General features: G+C 63.6%; 13 protein-coding genes. 12 read left to right on the top strand and 1 reads right to left on the bottom strand.

The window, feature by feature from the left end; all coding sequences use genetic code 11:
• Positions 1 to 33 precede the first annotated feature (33 nt).
• From zapE to EXZ48_RS15985, 12 genes are all read left to right on the top strand, one after another.
• On the top strand, positions 34 to 1,227 hold the full coding sequence (gene zapE, locus EXZ48_RS16040; RefSeq protein WP_130517007.1) for a cell division protein ZapE: 1,194 nt from the start codon (positions 34 to 36) through the stop codon (positions 1,225 to 1,227).
• Between the two features lie 167 nt (positions 1,228 to 1,394).
• Complete coding sequence (gene mdh, locus EXZ48_RS16035) at positions 1,395 to 2,357, top strand: malate dehydrogenase (RefSeq protein ID WP_023514887.1); 963 nt, start codon at positions 1,395 to 1,397, stop codon at positions 2,355 to 2,357.
• A 67-nt stretch (positions 2,358 to 2,424) separates the two neighbouring features.
• Positions 2,425 to 3,618 carry an ADP-forming succinate--CoA ligase subunit beta gene (gene sucC, locus EXZ48_RS16030; protein WP_023514888.1) on the top strand — a complete coding sequence of 398 codons (1,194 nt, stop codon included), beginning with the start codon at positions 2,425 to 2,427 and terminating at the stop codon, positions 3,616 to 3,618.
• A gap of 18 nt (positions 3,619 to 3,636) precedes the next feature.
• Positions 3,637 to 4,539 carry a succinate--CoA ligase subunit alpha gene (sucD, locus tag EXZ48_RS16025; protein WP_130517005.1) on the top strand — a complete coding sequence of 301 codons (903 nt, stop codon included), beginning with the start codon at positions 3,637 to 3,639 and terminating at the stop codon, positions 4,537 to 4,539.
• Positions 4,540 to 4,679: 140 nt separating this feature from the next.
• On the top strand, positions 4,680 to 7,676 hold the full coding sequence (locus EXZ48_RS16020; RefSeq protein ID WP_050745539.1) for a 2-oxoglutarate dehydrogenase E1 component: 2,997 nt from the start codon (positions 4,680 to 4,682) through the stop codon (positions 7,674 to 7,676).
• 51 nt (positions 7,677 to 7,727) lie between these two features.
• A complete protein-coding gene (gene odhB / locus EXZ48_RS16015) occupies positions 7,728 to 8,963 on the top strand; it encodes a 2-oxoglutarate dehydrogenase complex dihydrolipoyllysine-residue succinyltransferase (RefSeq protein WP_130517003.1) in 1,236 nt (411 codons plus the stop codon).
• 104 nt (positions 8,964 to 9,067) lie between these two features.
• Positions 9,068 to 9,481, top strand: a complete 414-nt coding sequence (locus EXZ48_RS16010) for an MAPEG family protein (protein ID WP_023513143.1) — start codon at positions 9,068 to 9,070, stop codon at positions 9,479 to 9,481.
• A 198-nt stretch (positions 9,482 to 9,679) separates the two neighbouring features.
• Positions 9,680 to 10,324: a LysE family translocator gene (locus EXZ48_RS16005; protein ID WP_130517001.1), complete on the top strand. Its 645-nt coding sequence runs from the start codon at positions 9,680 to 9,682 to the stop codon at positions 10,322 to 10,324.
• Between the two features lie 3 nt (positions 10,325 to 10,327).
• Complete coding sequence (locus EXZ48_RS16000) at positions 10,328 to 10,816, top strand: hypothetical protein (RefSeq protein WP_130516999.1); 489 nt, start codon at positions 10,328 to 10,330, stop codon at positions 10,814 to 10,816.
• Positions 10,813 to 11,565 (top strand): SDR family oxidoreductase, encoded by a 753-nt coding sequence (locus tag EXZ48_RS15995; RefSeq protein WP_130516997.1) that lies wholly within the window; start codon positions 10,813 to 10,815, stop codon positions 11,563 to 11,565. The genes EXZ48_RS16000 and EXZ48_RS15995 overlap by 4 nt, the downstream gene beginning before the upstream one ends.
• Before the next feature lie 24 nt (positions 11,566 to 11,589).
• Positions 11,590 to 12,996, top strand: coding sequence for a dihydrolipoyl dehydrogenase (gene lpdA, locus EXZ48_RS15990; protein WP_130516995.1), 1,407 nt, complete (start codon positions 11,590 to 11,592; stop codon positions 12,994 to 12,996).
• Positions 12,997 to 13,079: 83 nt separating this feature from the next.
• The gene (locus EXZ48_RS15985) at positions 13,080 to 13,577 is read left to right on the top strand and encodes a DUF2867 domain-containing protein (protein ID WP_130516993.1); all 498 of its coding nucleotides are present in this window, start codon (positions 13,080 to 13,082) and stop codon (positions 13,575 to 13,577) included.
• A 3-nt stretch (positions 13,578 to 13,580) separates the two neighbouring features.
• Here the strand turns inward: EXZ48_RS15985 and EXZ48_RS15980 are convergent, their stop codons facing one another.
• Positions 13,581 to 14,663: a TraB/GumN family protein gene (locus tag EXZ48_RS15980; RefSeq protein WP_130516991.1), complete on the bottom strand. Its 1,083-nt coding sequence runs from the start codon at positions 14,661 to 14,663 to the stop codon at positions 13,581 to 13,583.
• Positions 14,664 to 14,758: the final 95 nt, after the last annotated feature.

Genomic DNA, 14,758 nt, shown 5'->3' with positions numbered 1-14,758 from the left:
TCCTTCCGACACCGACACGGATAAAACCCGCCCATGGGCAAGGACTGGGACAGCGGATCGACACATCCGGACCATGGTGTTTCGGATAGGCTGCAGGCCCTTGTCCAGAGCGGCGAGCTGAAGCCGGACCCGGCGCAGAAGGCCATGGCCGCGCGCTTCGACCGGCTGCTTCTCGACCTGCACGCCCAGCGCCCGGCGCGCAAATCCAGTGCGCTCGGCTGGCTCTTCGCCTCCCGCAAACCCGAAACCGTCAGCGCCCCCAAGGGCCTTTACATCTATGGCGGCGTCGGGCGCGGCAAGACCATGCTGATGGACATGTTCTTCGAGCTGGCGCGGGTGAAGCGCAAGCGTCGGGCGCATTTCCATGAGTTTATGGCCGACGTGCACGATCGCATCCACAAGCACCGCCAGAAGCTGAAGGCCGGGGAGACCAAGCAGGCCGATCCCGTACCGCCGGTGGCCGCAAGCCTCGTCGAGGAGGCGCGGCTGCTCTGCTTCGACGAGTTTTCCGTGACGGATATCGCCGATGCGATGATCCTCTCGCGCCTGTTCGGCGAGCTCTTTCAGCGCGGCTGCATCTTGGTGACGACATCGAACGTCGAGCCCGACAATCTCTACAAGGATGGCCTCAATCGCGGCTTGTTCCTGCCCTTCGTCGATCTCCTGAAACAATATGTCGAGATCGTTCCGCTGGATTCGCTGACGGATTACCGGCTGGAAAAGGACAGCGGCCTGCCGGTCTTCCGCTATCCGCTGACGCCGGAAGCCGACATGGCGATGGATGCGGCCTGGCGGCGCGAGGTGGCGGGCAAGCCGGTGGGTGCCGAGACGATCGCCTTCCGTGGCCGCAGCATAACGGTGCCGCAGGCGTCAGCCCGGGCGGCGCGCTTTTCCTTCGCCGATCTCTGCCAGCGTCCGCTGGGGGCCGCCGACTATCTCGAAATCCTGTCGCGCTACGACACGCTGTTCGTCGACCACATCCCCTTGCTCGGCGCCGATAAGCGCAACGAGACCAAGCGCTTCATCAATCTCGTGGACACGGTCTACGACCATCGCGTCCGGCTGTTCGCCTCCGCGGCCGCCGCCCCGGAAGAGCTTCTGGTGACCCGCAAAGGCACCGAAGGTTTCGAATTCGATCGCACCGTCTCGCGCCTCATCGAGATCCGCAGTACGGAATATCTTGCAGATCATACGGCCCGATATGGCGATGACGTGACGAAAGCGTGACAGGAATTCTTACGTTTACGTAAGAATTTTTGCATCTAACCGATTGAAAAATTTCGATACAAAAGTATGTGTTGAATTTTTAACCCGAGGGGCGTAAGCCCTTGCGCCGAAAGGTCCCGCAATTGCGACATTGGGGGCCTGTTGATCGGAGCAAGAGGAAGCTTTTCATGGCCCGCAAGAAGATCGCACTTATTGGTTCTGGAATGATCGGTGGCACGCTGGCGCATCTCGCCGGCCTGAAGGAGCTGGGCGACATCGTCCTCTTCGACATCGCCGACGGCATTCCGCAGGGTAAGGGCCTCGACATTGCCCAGTCCTCGCCGGTCGAAGGCTTCAATGCCTCGCTGACGGGCGCCAGCGACTACGCCGCCATCGAAGGCGCTGATGTCTGCATCGTCACCGCCGGTGTTGCCCGTAAGCCCGGCATGAGCCGCGATGACCTGCTCGGCATCAACCTCAAGGTCATGGAACAGGTCGGCGCGGGCATCAAGAAGTACGCGCCGAACGCCTTCGTCATCTGCATCACCAACCCGCTCGACGCGATGGTCTGGGCGCTGCAGAAGTTTTCGGGCCTGCCGAAGAACATGGTCGTCGGCATGGCCGGCGTGCTGGACTCGGCGCGCTTCCGTCTTTTCCTCTCGGAAGAATTCAAGGTTTCCGTGCAGGACGTCACCGCCTTCGTTCTCGGTGGCCATGGCGACACGATGGTGCCGCTCGCCCGTTACTCCACCGTTGCCGGCATCCCTCTGACCGACCTCGTCAAGATGGGCTGGGTCACCAAGGAGCGCCTCGAAGAGATCATCCAGCGCACCCGTGACGGCGGCGCCGAAATCGTCGGCCTGCTCAAGACCGGCTCGGCCTACTATGCTCCGGCCGCTTCGGCGATCGAGATGGCCGAATCCTTCCTCAAGGACAAGAAGCGTGTCCTGCCCGTCGCCGCCCATCTCTCGGGCCAGTACGGCGTCAAGGACATGTATGTCGGCGTTCCCACGGTCATCGGTGCCGGCGGCGTCGAGCGCATCGTCGAAATCGACCTCAACAAGGCCGAACAGGAAGCCTTCGACAAGTCGGTCGCAGCCGTTGCCGGCCTGTGCGAAGCCTGCATCAACATCGCGCCCGCGCTGAAGTAATCCCGGCTCTTTTGTTTCACGCAATTCCAGCAGGTCCTGCTGGAATTGCTCAGACAGGATCTATCCCATGAACATTCATGAATATCAGGCCAAGGCTCTGCTCAAGAGCTTTGGCGCACCGGTCGCCGAAGGCGTCGCGATCTTCTCCGCCGACGAGGCGGAAGCGGCTGCCAAGTCGCTCCCCGGCCCGCTCTACGTGGTCAAGAGCCAGATCCATGCCGGCGGCCGTGGTAAGGGCAAGTTCAAGGAGCTTGGCCCGGACGCCAAGGGTGGCGTTCGCCTCGCTTTCTCGATCGACGAAGCCAAGGCCCACGCCAAGGACATGCTCGGCAACACGCTCGTCACCGCGCAGACCGGCGAAGCCGGCAAGCAGGTGAACCGCCTCTACATCGAGGACGGCGCCGACATCGACCGCGAACTCTATCTCTCGCTGCTCGTCGATCGCTCGGTCGGCCAGGTTGCCTTCGTCGTTTCGACGGAAGGCGGCATGGACATTGAAGCCGTCGCGCATGACACGCCGGAGAAGATCCTTACCGTCGCGATCAACCCGGAAGCCGGTGTCACCGCCGACGATCTGGCGAAGCTCACCTCGGCGCTGAAGCTCGAAGGCGAAGCCAAGGCGGATGCCGAAAAACTCTTCCCGATCCTCTACAAGGCCTTTGTCGAGAAGGACATGAGCCTGCTCGAGATCAACCCGTTAATCGTCATGAAGAACGGCCGCGTGCGCGTTCTCGACGCCAAGGTGTCCTTCGACGGCAACGCGCTGTTCCGCCACGACGACATCAAGGCGCTGCGCGACGAGACTGAAGAAGACGCCAAGGAAATCGAAGCCTCCAAGTGGGACCTCGCTTACGTGGCGCTCGACGGCAACATCGGCTGCATGGTCAACGGTGCGGGTCTTGCCATGGCGACGATGGACATCATCAAGCTCTACGGCAAGGAGCCGGCGAACTTCTGCGACGTCGGCGGCGGCGCCGGCAAGGAGAAGGTCGCGGCCGCCTTCAAGATCATCACGGCCGACCCGAAGGTCGAGGGCATCCTCGTCAACATCTTCGGTGGCATCATGAAGTGCGACGTCATCGCTGAAGGCGTGGTCGCAGCCGTGCAGGAAGTGGGCCTCAAGGTTCCGCTGGTCGTTCGTCTCGAAGGCACGAATGTCGAGCTTGGCAAGAAGATCCTGAACGAATCCGGCCTGGCGATCACCGCCGCCGACGATCTGGACGATGCTGCCAAGAAGATCGTCGCCGCGATCAACGGCTAACCTGAAGGACCAGACCTCATGTCGATTCTCGTCAACAAGAACACCAAGGTCCTCGTTCAGGGCCTGACCGGCAAGACCGGGACCTTCCACACCGAACAGGCGCTCGCCTATTACGGCACGCAGATGGTCGGCGGCATCCACCCGAAGAAGGGTGGCGAAACCTGGACCGGCTCGAAGGGCGAAAGCCTGCCGATCTTCGCTTCCGTCGCCGAAGGCCGCGAGAAGACCGGTGCCGACGCATCCGTGATCTACGTTCCGCCGGCAGGCGCCGCGGACGCGATCATCGAGGCGATCGAAGCGGAAATCCCGTTCATCACCTGCATCACCGAAGGTATCCCGGTTGCCGACATGGTGCGCGTCAAGGCTCGCCTCGAGCGCTCCTCCTCACGTCTGCTCGGCCCGAACTGCCCCGGCATCCTGACGCCGGAAGAATGCAAGATCGGCATCATGCCGGGCTCGATCTTCCGCAAGGGCTCCGTCGGTATCGTCTCGCGCTCCGGCACGCTGACCTATGAAGCGGTCTTCCAGACCTCCAACGAAGGCCTCGGCCAGACCACGGCCGTCGGCATCGGCGGCGACCCGGTCAAGGGCACGGAATTCATCGATGTGCTGGAGATGTTCCTGGCGGACGACGCCACGACCTCGATCATCATGATCGGCGAAATCGGCGGTTCGGCCGAAGAAGATGCGGCACAGTTCCTCATCGACGAAGCCAAGAAGGGCCGCAAGAAGCCGATGGCCGGCTTCATCGCGGGCCGTACCGCTCCGAAGGGCCGCACCATGGGTCATGCCGGCGCTGTCGTTTCCGGCGGCAAGGGTGACGCGGAATCCAAGATCGCGGCAATGGAAGCTGCAGGCATCCGCGTTTCGCCTTCGCCGGCGCGTCTCGGCAAGACGCTGGTCGAAGTCCTCAAGGGCTGAGAAACGAAACTGGGATTGGCCGGCTGAAAACGCCGGCCGATCCATCTCTTCCTGGCGCTGGATAGAGCGCTGGGCGGCAAGCCGGGAAAGCCCGGTCAACACGATCGTTCGGGAGGCGGGCGCGGCGCCCGCAAAACACCATGGCACGACTAGACGCCAACGAACAATTTCTGGCCACGTCCTTCCTCGATGGAGCGAACGCGGCCTATATCGAACAGCTCTACGCCAAGTATGAAGCGAACCCCGCCTCTGTCGGTGAGGAATGGCAGGCCTTTTTCAAGGCCCTCGAAGACCAGCCCTCCGACATCGTGAAGGCCGCCAGGGGCGCCTCGTGGCAGCGCGCCAACTGGCCGATCGCCGCCAATGGCGAACTGGTCTCGGCGCTTGATGGCAACTGGGGCGTCGTCGAGAAGGTTCTTGAAAAGAAGGTGCAGGCGAAGGCCGAGGCCGTTGCCGTGCAGACCGGCACGCCCGTCAACCAGGCGGACGTCAATCAGGCGACGCGCGATTCTGTTCGCGCCATCATGATGATCCGTGCCTACCGCGCCCGTGGTCACCTGCATGCCAAGCTCGACCCGCTCGGCCTTGCGGCGCCGGTTGAGGATTACAACGAGCTCTCGCCGTCGAACTACGGTTTCGAGGAGAAGGATCTCGACCGAAAGATCTTCATCGACAACGTGCTTGGCCTCGAATACGCGACCGTGCGCGAAATGGTCGAAATCCTCGAGCGCACCTATTGCTCGACGATCGGCGTCGAATTCATGCACATCTCCAACCCGGAAGAGAAGGGCTGGATCCAGGAGCGCATCGAAGGTCCGGACAAGGGCGTCGATTTCACGCCGGAAGGCAAGAAGGCGATCCTGCAGAAGCTGATCGAGGCTGAGGGCTTCGAGCAGTTCATCGACGTCAAGTACAAGGGCACCAAGCGCTTCGGCCTCGACGGCGGTGAAGCGCTGATCCCGGCGCTGGAGCAGATCATCAAGCGGGGCGGTCAGCTCGGCTTGAAGGAAATCGTTCTCGGCATGGCGCACCGCGGCCGCCTCAACGTTCTGACGAACGTGATGGCCAAACCCCACCGCGCCGTCTTCCACGAGTTCAAGGGCGGCTCCTACGCGCCCGACGAAGTGGAAGGCTCGGGCGACGTGAAGTACCACCTCGGTGCTTCTTCGGACCGCGAGTTCGACGGCAACAAGGTGCACCTGTCGCTGACCGCCAACCCCTCGCATCTCGAGATCGTCAACCCTGTCGTCATGGGCAAGGCCCGTGCCAAGCAGGACCAGATGGCGAAGGTCTTCGAGGGTGACATCATCCCGCTCTCCGAGCGCGTCCAGGTCATGCCGCTGCTGCTGCACGGCGATGCGGCCTTTGCGGGCCAGGGTGTGACGGCCGAAATCCTCGGCCTGTCGGGCCTGCGCGGCCACCGCGTTGCCGGCACGGTGCACGTCATCATCAACAACCAGATCGGCTTCACCACGAACCCGGCCTTCTCGCGCTCCTCGCCCTATCCGTCGGATGTGGCGAAGATGATCGAGGCGCCGATCTTCCATGTGAACGGCGACGATCCGGAAGCGGTGACCTATGCTGCCAAGATCGCGACCGAATTCCGCATGAAGTTCCACAAGCCGGTCGTGCTGGACATGTTCTGCTACCGTCGCTTCGGCCACAATGAAGGCGACGAGCCGGCGTTCACGCAGCCGAAGATGTACAAGGCGATCCGCGCCCACAAGACCGTGGTCAACCTCTATGGTTCGCGTCTCATTGGCGAAGGCGTGATCAGCGAGGGCGAATTCGAGAAGATGAAGGCGGATTGGCGCGCCAATCTCGAGCAGGAATTCGAGGCTGGCCAGTCCTACAAGCCGAACAAGGCCGACTGGCTGGACGGCGCCTGGTCGGGCCTGCGCTCGGCCGACAACCAGGACGAACAGCGTCGCGGCAAGACCTCCGTGCCGATGAAGCAGCTCAAGGAGATCGGTCGCAAGATCGCGACGATCCCGGAAGGCTTCAAGGCCCACAAGACCATTCAGCGGTTCATGGACAACCGCATGCAGATGGTCGAGACGGGCGAGGGTATCGACTGGGCGATGGCGGAAGCGCTTGCCTATGGCACGCTCTGCGTCGAGGGCACGAAGATCCGTCTCTCCGGCCAGGATTGCGAACGCGGCACGTTCTCGCAGCGCCATTCGGTTATCTACGATCAGGAGACCGAAGACCGCTACATCCCGCTTGCCAACCTTTCGCCCACGCAGGCGCGCTACGAGGTCATCAACTCGATGCTCTCGGAAGAGGCCGTGCTCGGCTTCGAATACGGCTATTCGCTGGCCCGTCCCAACGCGCTGACGCTCTGGGAGGCCCAGTTCGGTGACTTCGCCAACGGTGCGCAGGTCGTCTTCGACCAGTTCATCTCGTCGGGTGAGCGCAAGTGGCTGCGCATGTCGGGCCTCGTCTGCCTGCTGCCGCACGGCTATGAGGGCCAGGGTCCGGAGCACTCCTCCGCCCGCCTCGAACGCTGGCTGCAGATGTGCGCCGAAGACAACATGCAGGTCGCCAACGTCACGACGCCGGCGAACTACTTCCACATCCTGCGCCGCCAGGTGAAGCGCGACTTCCGCAAGCCGCTGATCATGATGACGCCGAAATCCCTGCTGCGCCACAAGCGTGCCGTTTCCTCGCTGTCGGAAATGGCGGGCGAGAGCTCGTTCCACCGTCTGCTGTGGGACGACGCCGAGGTGATCAAGGACGGCCCGATCAAGCTGCAGAAGGACGCCAAGATCCGCCGCGTCGTGATGTGCTCGGGCAAGGTCTACTACGACCTTCTGGAAGAGCGCGAAAAGCGCGGCATCGACGACGTTTATCTCCTGCGCCTGGAACAGCTCTATCCGTTCCCGGCCAAGGCGCTGATCAACGAGCTGTCGCGCTTCCGCAATGCCGAGATGGTCTGGTGCCAGGAAGAGCCCAAGAACATGGGGGGCTGGGCCTTCATCGATCCCTATCTCGAATGGGTGCTCGCCCATATCGACGCCAAGTACCAGCGCGTGCGCTACACTGGTCGTCCGGCCGCAGCCTCGCCGGCGACGGGCCTGATGTCGAAGCACATGGCGCAGCTCGCTGCTTTCCTCGAGGACGCGCTGGGCGGTTGATCCGCCCGGCTTCCCAGTAACCACGATAAGAATCACGAACGGAACACACTCATGGCTACCGAAATCCGCGTCCCGACTCTGGGCGAATCCGTCAGCGAAGCGACCGTCGGCACCTGGTTCAAGAAGGTCGGCGACGTCATCAAGGCCGACGAGCCGCTCTGTGAGCTCGAAACCGACAAGGTGACGATCGAAGTGCCGGCGCCGGCCGCCGGCGTCCTGTCGGAAATCACGGCCGCCGCCGGCGAGACCGTCGCCCCGGGTGGTCTGCTTGGCCAGATTTCTGCCAGCGGTTCCGCCGGTGCGAGCGCGCCTGCTGCTGCCGAAAAGGTCGAGAAGGTTGCGGCGGCTCCCGCTGCCGAAACCAAGCCCGCCGCGGCTGCGTCTTCCATGCCGGCTGCACCCTCGGCCGCCAAGCTGCTTGTGGAAAACAACATTTCTGCCGACCAGGTCGATGGTTCCGGCAAGCGTGGCCAGGTGCTGAAGGGCGACGTCATCGCAGCCGTTGCCAAGGGCATTACGGCGTCTACCGCTGCTGCCGCCGAACCGGTCAAGATTGCAGCCCGCGTTCCGTCCTCCGAGGCAGATGCGCCGCGCGAAGAACGCGTGAAGATGACGCGTCTGCGCCAGACGATCGCCAAGCGCCTCAAGGATGCGCAGAACACCGCCGCCATGCTGACCACCTACAATGAGGTGGACATGAAGGCCGTGATGGACCTGCGTAATCGCTACAAGGACATTTTCGAGAAGAAGCATGGTGTGAAGCTCGGCTTCATGGGCTTCTTCACGAAGGCCGTCACGCATGCGCTGAAGGAACTGCCGGCCGTCAACGCCGAGATCGACGGCACCGACATCATCTACAAGAACTACTGCCATGTCGGCGTCGCCGTCGGCACGGACAAGGGTCTTGTCGTACCGGTCGTGCGTGATGCCGACCAGATGTCGATCGCCGAGATCGAGAAGGAAATCGGTCGCCTCGGCAAGGCCGCCCGTGACGGTGCGCTTTCCATGGCCGACATGCAGGGTGGTACCTTCACCATCTCGAACGGCGGCGTCTACGGCTCGCTGATGTCCTCGCCGATCCTCAACGCCCCTCAGTCCGGCATTCTCGGCATGCACAAGATCCAGGATCGCCCGGTCGTCGTCGGTGGCCAGATCGTCATCCGTCCGATGATGTATCTCGCGCTCTCCTACGACCACCGCATCGTCGACGGCAAGGAAGCCGTGACCTTCCTGGTGCGCGTCAAGGAAAGCCTGGAAGATCCGGAACGCCTCGTTCTCGATCTGTAATGAGACTGGCGGCGGGTGCTCTCTTCGGGCACCCGCTCCGTGCTCGTCGCCGACCGGCGGCGGGCTTCCCGTGATCGAGCCTGCGCCGGGATGTGCGAGGGGTGATGGAAGCAGCAGCAGCGTCGACGGAAATCTGGGTGCTCGGCTGGAGTGTCGTGCTTCTTATCGTGCACATCCTTGTTCAGGCATTGTCGCTCGATCTCGCCGGTGATCTCAGCGTCAAGTACCTGCTCGGCCCGCGCGACGAACAGCGCACGACGAAGAGCATCATGGCAGGGCGCCTGCTGCGCTCGCTGAACAACATGCTGGAGACCTATCCGGCCTTCATCGCGCTGGCGCTTGCGCTGGCCGTGACGGGCAAGACCGGAGGGCTCGGTGCGGCGGGAGCCGTGACCTGGATCCTGGCGCGCCTGGTCTTCACCTTCTTCTATGTCGCGGGCATTCCGATCCTGCGCACGGCTGCCTGGTTCGTCTCGATCATCGGGCTCGTCCTGATGGTCCTGCGCCTGATGCTGTGACAAGCGCGGCCCGATGGCTTTCTCTCCTTCCACTATTCGGATGTCCGGCCGCATGCGTGACGGCGTGCCTGGTTCCTTGCCGCAGGGTGGAAGATCGACAGCGGCCGAACCGCAGGATACCCTCCGGCCAGCGCCCCTGATGCGCATGCAGCAACCCGCGGGTGCCGATAGGGCCCTCAACGCACCGGTGACGATCGTATGAGCCAATATCTCCTGGAACTTGCCTCGCTGATGGCGATCTTCGCCTTCGCCATCGTCTCGCCGGGTGCGGATCTCGCCATGGTCATGCGCCAGTCGATCGTGCATGGCCGGCGTGCGGCTGTCGTCACGTCCTTCGGCATCGGCACGTCGCTGATGTTCCACGTCACCTATACGATCCTCGGCCTCGGCCTTATCATTTCCCAGTCGATCTACCTCTTCTACATCGTGAAGTGGTGCGGCGTCGCTTACCTTGTCTATATCGGCATCAAGGCGTTGAGGGCCGGCAAGGCCGACCTTTCCGTGGAAGCGGTGAAGGGTCATGAAGAGGGCAGGGGCGGGCAATCGGCCGTCCGCGCCTTCGGCCTCGGTTTCCTTGCCAATGCGCTGAACCCCAAGCCGGTCTTCTTCTTCCTGTCGATCTTCTCGACGGTCGTCAGCGCCCATACGCCGATCGTGGTAAAATTCGGCTATGGCGTCGTCATGGCCGCCTGCCTCATTGCCTGGTTCGTCGGCGTCTCGCTGTTCATGACGACGCCAAGGATGCGCGCCGCCTTCGCGCGCATGAGCCAATGGATCGACCGGGCGAGCGGCCTCGTCTTCATCGCGCTCGGCATCAAGCTCGCCACGGAAAAGGCTCACTGAGCCATGCGCGCCGTCCTCGTTGTTGCCGGATTGCTTGCCGCGACCGCCGCTTCTGCGGCGGAGTGCCGGCAGGACCGCGCGCTCTATGCGGATCGCGACGGGGGCTATGAGCTGGCATTCGAACCTGTCGGCTCGAATGCGGCGGCGACGAGCCATCATTTCAAGCTGAAGGTTCTGGCAAGCGGCGTGGTGCTTGACGGTGTCGTCATGCCGGGCGAACCCGCCCGCTCGAACGGCATGGCCATGTACAACTGCCCGGAAGGGGACGTCACCGGCGAGGAGATCGCCGCCTGCACCGTGTGGGAAGGCGTGATCTACGCGCTTGACGGCGCGGGCGATGCCGGCCTCCTGCCGGAGGAGGGGACTGTGGCAGCCGAAACCCTGCTTCTTTCCGGCTTCGGGCCGTCGGTCCGCTATTCGAAGCTGTGGGATGACGGCAAGGCGAGCGTTGCGCCCTGGGACGTCTTCATACGGAAGGGGTGCGCGGCATGACGGAGGCCCCTGTTCTTCTCGTTACCGGCGGCAGCCGCGGCATCGGTGCCAGTGTCTGCCGCATGGCGGGCGCCGCGGGCTGGCAAGTGGCGGTGAACTATGCCGCCAATCTCGAGGCAGCCGAGGCCGTGGTCGCCGATATCCGGGCGCTTGGCGGCTCGGCGATCCCGGTACAGGGGGATGTCGGCACGGAACTTGGCCTTGCCTCCATCTTCTCCACCATCGACGGCACCTTCGGTCGGCTCGATGGGCTGGTCAACAATGCGGGTATCGTTGCGCTGCCGCAGCGCGTCGACGAGATGTCCTCCGAGCGGCTGGAGCGTATGTTCGCCGTCAATGTGATGGGCTCGATCCGTTGCGCGCAGGAGGCTGTGCGCCGCATGTCGACCCGTCACGGCGGCAAGGGCGGCTCGATCGTCAACATCTCCTCCGTCGCCGCGCTGCTCGGCGCGGCCGGGCAATATGTCGATTATGCCGCCAGCAAGGGCGCCATCGAGAGTTTCACCGTCGGCCTCGCGCGCGAGGTCGCGGCGGAGGGCGTACGCGTCAATCTCGTGCGACCCGGCATCATCGACACCGACATCCACGCCTCCGGCGGCCTGCCGGACCGGGCGCGTGACATGGCATCGCTGATCCCGATGCAGCGGCCGGGCACGGCCGATGAAGTCGCTCATTCCATTCTCTATCTTCTCTCCGATGCGGCATCCTATGTGACGGGTGCCGCCCTCAACGTCAGCGGCGGGCGCTAGGCCCCCGCGCAGGAAGGACTTGTCATGGCATATGATCTCATCGTTATCGGTTCCGGCCCCGGCGGCTACGTGTGCGCCATCAAGGCGGCCCAGCTCGGCCTGAAGGTCGCCGTCGTCGAAAAGCGCGCCACCTATGGCGGCACCTGCCTCAATGTCGGCTGCATCCCCTCCAAGGCGATGCTGCATGCGTCCGAAACCTACAGCCATGCCGCCCACGGCATGGACGCGCTCGGCATCGAGGGCGTCACGCCCACGCTGAACCTCGGCAAGATGATGGCGCACAAGGATGCGACGGTGAAGTCGAATGTCGATGGCGTCGCCTTCCTGTTCAAGAAGAACAAGATCGACGGCATCCAGGGCACCGGCAAGGTGCTGGGTGCGGGCAAGGTCTCCGTCACCAGCGACAAGGGCGAGGAGCAGGTCCTGGAGACGAAGAACATCGTCATCGCCACGGGCTCCGATGTCGCCGGTATTCCGGGCGTTCCGGTCGAGATCGACGAGAAGGTCATCGTCTCCTCCACCGGCGGTATCGCCCTCGACAAGGTGCCGGGTCACCTGATCGTCGTCGGCGGCGGTGTCATCGGCCTCGAGCTCGGCTCCGTCTGGGCTCGCCTCGGCGCCAAGGTCACCGTGGTCGAGTATCTCGACACCATCCTCGGTGGCATGGACGGCGACGTCTCCAAGCAGTTTCAGCGGATGCTGGTCAAGCAGGGCATGGAGTTCAAGCTGGGCGCCAAGGTGACGGGTGTCGAGAAGGCGGCTTCCGGTGCCAAGGTAACCTTCGAACCTGTCAAGGGCGGCGACGCGACCACGATCGAAGCCGATGTCGTGCTGATCGCTACCGGCCGCAAGCCCTATACCGAGGGCCTCGGCCTCAAGGAAGCCGGCGTCGTGCTGGACAACCGCGGCCGTGTCGAGATCGACAACCACTTCCAGACCAACGTTGCCGGCATCTATGCCATCGGTGATGTGGTGCGTGGCCCCATGCTTGCCCACAAGGCGGAAGACGAGGGCGTCGCCGTTGCCGAAATCCTCGCGGGCCAGGCCGGCCATGTGAACTATGACGTCATCCCGGGCGTCGTCTATACCCAGCCGGAAGTCGCCTCCGTCGGCAAGACGGAAGAGGAGCTGAAGGCCGCGGGCATCGCCTACAAGGCCGGCAAGTTCCCCTTCACCGCGAACGGTCGCGCCCGCGCCATGCTGGCGACGGACGGTTTCGTCAAGGTGCTGGCGGACAAGGAGACGGACCGTGTGCTCGGTGTGCACATCGTTGGCTTCGGCGCTGGCGAGATGATCCACGAGGCAGCCGTGCTGATGGAATTCGGCGGCTCCTCGGAAGACCTCGGCCGCACCTGCCACGCGCACCCGACCATGTCGGAAGCCGTCAAGGAAGCAGCGCTCGCAACCTTCTTCAAGCCGATCCACATGTGATCCGGTCAGGCGGCTGCGACAACCGGCCGCCTGTCTTCATCCGGTGAAGCGGGGCACCATGGAAGCCTTAAAGGATGGCCTTCATGTCCCCCGTTTCGAGACCGGTCTCGCTTCCACATCCGCTTTTGCCTGCCGCCGACTGGGCGGATCGCTTTACGTTGGGCCTGCCGGTCGAGCACCTCACGGCGCGGGAGGTGGCGCGGCTGGCGCTCGAACATCCTCCCGGCTGGGTGCGCCGCCTCATGGTGCTGCGCAATGCGCTCGTCAGGCCCTTTGGTCTGAAAGGGGCGGCGGAGAGGGTCGCGACGTCGGAGACGGAGATCGGCGGCTTTCCCGTGGTCAGCGCAAGCGACGACCGGGTGGTGCTCGGCTTCGACGACCGGCACCTCGATTTTCGCATCGTCATCGATGTCCGGCAGGATCGGCCGAGCGGCCAGACGCTCAGCGTCATGACGCTCGTCCATCGCAACAATCTCCTCGGCCGGCTCTATCTTGCGGCCGTGATGCCCTTTCACAAACTGATCGTGCGCACGATGCTGGCAGGCATCGGCCGAAGGGTCTCGTCCGTCCGGAAGCCCTGAGGCTCAGGGCACCGCCGTGACGGTGAAGCCTTGCTGGCGCAGCAGTTCGACGACCCCTTCCGGGCCGGCGAGGTGCAGCGCACCGACGGCGATGAAGACATTGCCGCCGGCCAGGATCGGCGCGGCGCGCTCTGCCATCGTGTGGTTGCGGTCGATGATGATGCGCTGTTCAAAATCGGCATAGGCCTTGGCATCCGTATCCGTCTCGGGCGCGGCGGCGCGCATCATCGGCATGATCATGCCGGTATCACCGGAAAGGTAGAGCTGGCTCATCGTCTCGATGACGTCTGTCAGCGTATCGCCGAGTTCCAGCGTCTGGACGAGGCCCTGGACCTGCGGCTCGAGCGGCAGGGAATCGAGGGCGGAAATCTGCTCGACGAGCGTTTCGAGCCCCTTCAGCGTCTTGCCTTCGGTGAGCGCATCCTTGGCGAGGCGCTGGTCGAGGAAGGCCGCGCCTGCTGTCTTGCGGGCGATCTCGCAAGCGGGCAGCGCCACGAAGCTTGCGATCATCCACGGTTTCATGCGGCCAACGGCAGCGAGCGAAAGCCCACGGTTCTTCAGGCCCTCGGCCAGTTTCTCGGCGCCCTCCTTGTCGAGGAAATCGGTGATGGACTTGCCGTCGGTGAACATGGTGAGGTCGGGGCGCGTGAGTATCGCCGCGCCGGCCTTCTTCTCGTCGGCGATCTCGTCCGACTCGACCACGACAGTGGTCGCTGCAGCAAAGGCGGCGCGCGCTGCCTCCGGCATGGCCAGCACCCGCGGATCCGTCACATGCATGGTGCCGAGCAGCCAGGAGCTGGGCTGGCCGTCCTTCTCGATCTTCCAGAAGATGCCCCTGCCGTTTTGCACACCATCGGCTTCGGCGCGCAGTTTGGCGTAGCCTGCCGGATCGTCCTTCTCGAACTTCTCGAGCAGGTTGATGCCACCGCAGGCCGGCGGTTCTTCCGCACGAGCCGGTGACAGGGCGGCGAGCACGAAGAGAAAGGAGAGCGCGACCAGCACATGGACGACCGCCACGCCCCAGAGGCCGGCATCGGCCAGCCGGTCGGCAAGCGCCGCGCGCTGTTTGCGAAGAAGGACTGTCATGGTCGAACTCCCTGTCTTTTCGGTGACCCTGAAGCGCGTTGCGATCCTTGAGAATCGCCCCTCGTGCTTTCGACACTGGTTTTACGCATGTCGTT

Origin of the sequence: Shinella sp. JR1-6, assembly GCF_004284735.1 — a bacterium.
In the GTDB taxonomy this organism is placed as follows: Bacteria; Pseudomonadota; Alphaproteobacteria; order Rhizobiales; family Rhizobiaceae; genus Shinella.
The sequence above is the reverse complement of the archived record's forward strand: the minus strand, read 5'-3'. Positions and strand labels throughout refer to the sequence as shown.

What these genes read in the sequence shown, in the direction of transcription:
- EXZ48_RS16010 (WP_023513143.1), top strand. Translation starts at nt 9,068, where the DNA reads ATGGAAGCAGCAGCAGCGTCGACGGAAATCTGGGTGCTCGGCTGGAGT.
- zapE (WP_130517007.1), top strand. Translation starts at nt 34, where the DNA reads ATGGGCAAGGACTGGGACAGCGGATCGACACATCCGGACCATGGTGTT.
- EXZ48_RS15995 (WP_130516997.1), top strand. Translation starts at nt 10,813, where the DNA reads ATGACGGAGGCCCCTGTTCTTCTCGTTACCGGCGGCAGCCGCGGCATC.
- EXZ48_RS16020 (WP_050745539.1), top strand. Translation starts at nt 4,680, where the DNA reads ATGGCACGACTAGACGCCAACGAACAATTTCTGGCCACGTCCTTCCTC.
- lpdA (WP_130516995.1), top strand. Translation starts at nt 11,590, where the DNA reads ATGGCATATGATCTCATCGTTATCGGTTCCGGCCCCGGCGGCTACGTG.
- EXZ48_RS16000 (WP_130516999.1), top strand. Translation starts at nt 10,328, where the DNA reads ATGCGCGCCGTCCTCGTTGTTGCCGGATTGCTTGCCGCGACCGCCGCT.
- EXZ48_RS15980 (WP_130516991.1), bottom strand. Translation starts at nt 14,663, where the DNA reads ATGACAGTCCTTCTTCGCAAACAGCGCGCGGCGCTTGCCGACCGGCTG.
- mdh (WP_023514887.1), top strand. Translation starts at nt 1,395, where the DNA reads ATGGCCCGCAAGAAGATCGCACTTATTGGTTCTGGAATGATCGGTGGC.
- odhB (WP_130517003.1), top strand. Translation starts at nt 7,728, where the DNA reads ATGGCTACCGAAATCCGCGTCCCGACTCTGGGCGAATCCGTCAGCGAA.
- sucC (WP_023514888.1), top strand. Translation starts at nt 2,425, where the DNA reads ATGAACATTCATGAATATCAGGCCAAGGCTCTGCTCAAGAGCTTTGGC.
- EXZ48_RS16005 (WP_130517001.1), top strand. Translation starts at nt 9,680, where the DNA reads ATGAGCCAATATCTCCTGGAACTTGCCTCGCTGATGGCGATCTTCGCC.
- EXZ48_RS15985 (WP_130516993.1), top strand. Translation starts at nt 13,080, where the DNA reads ATGTCCCCCGTTTCGAGACCGGTCTCGCTTCCACATCCGCTTTTGCCT.
- sucD (WP_130517005.1), top strand. Translation starts at nt 3,637, where the DNA reads ATGTCGATTCTCGTCAACAAGAACACCAAGGTCCTCGTTCAGGGCCTG.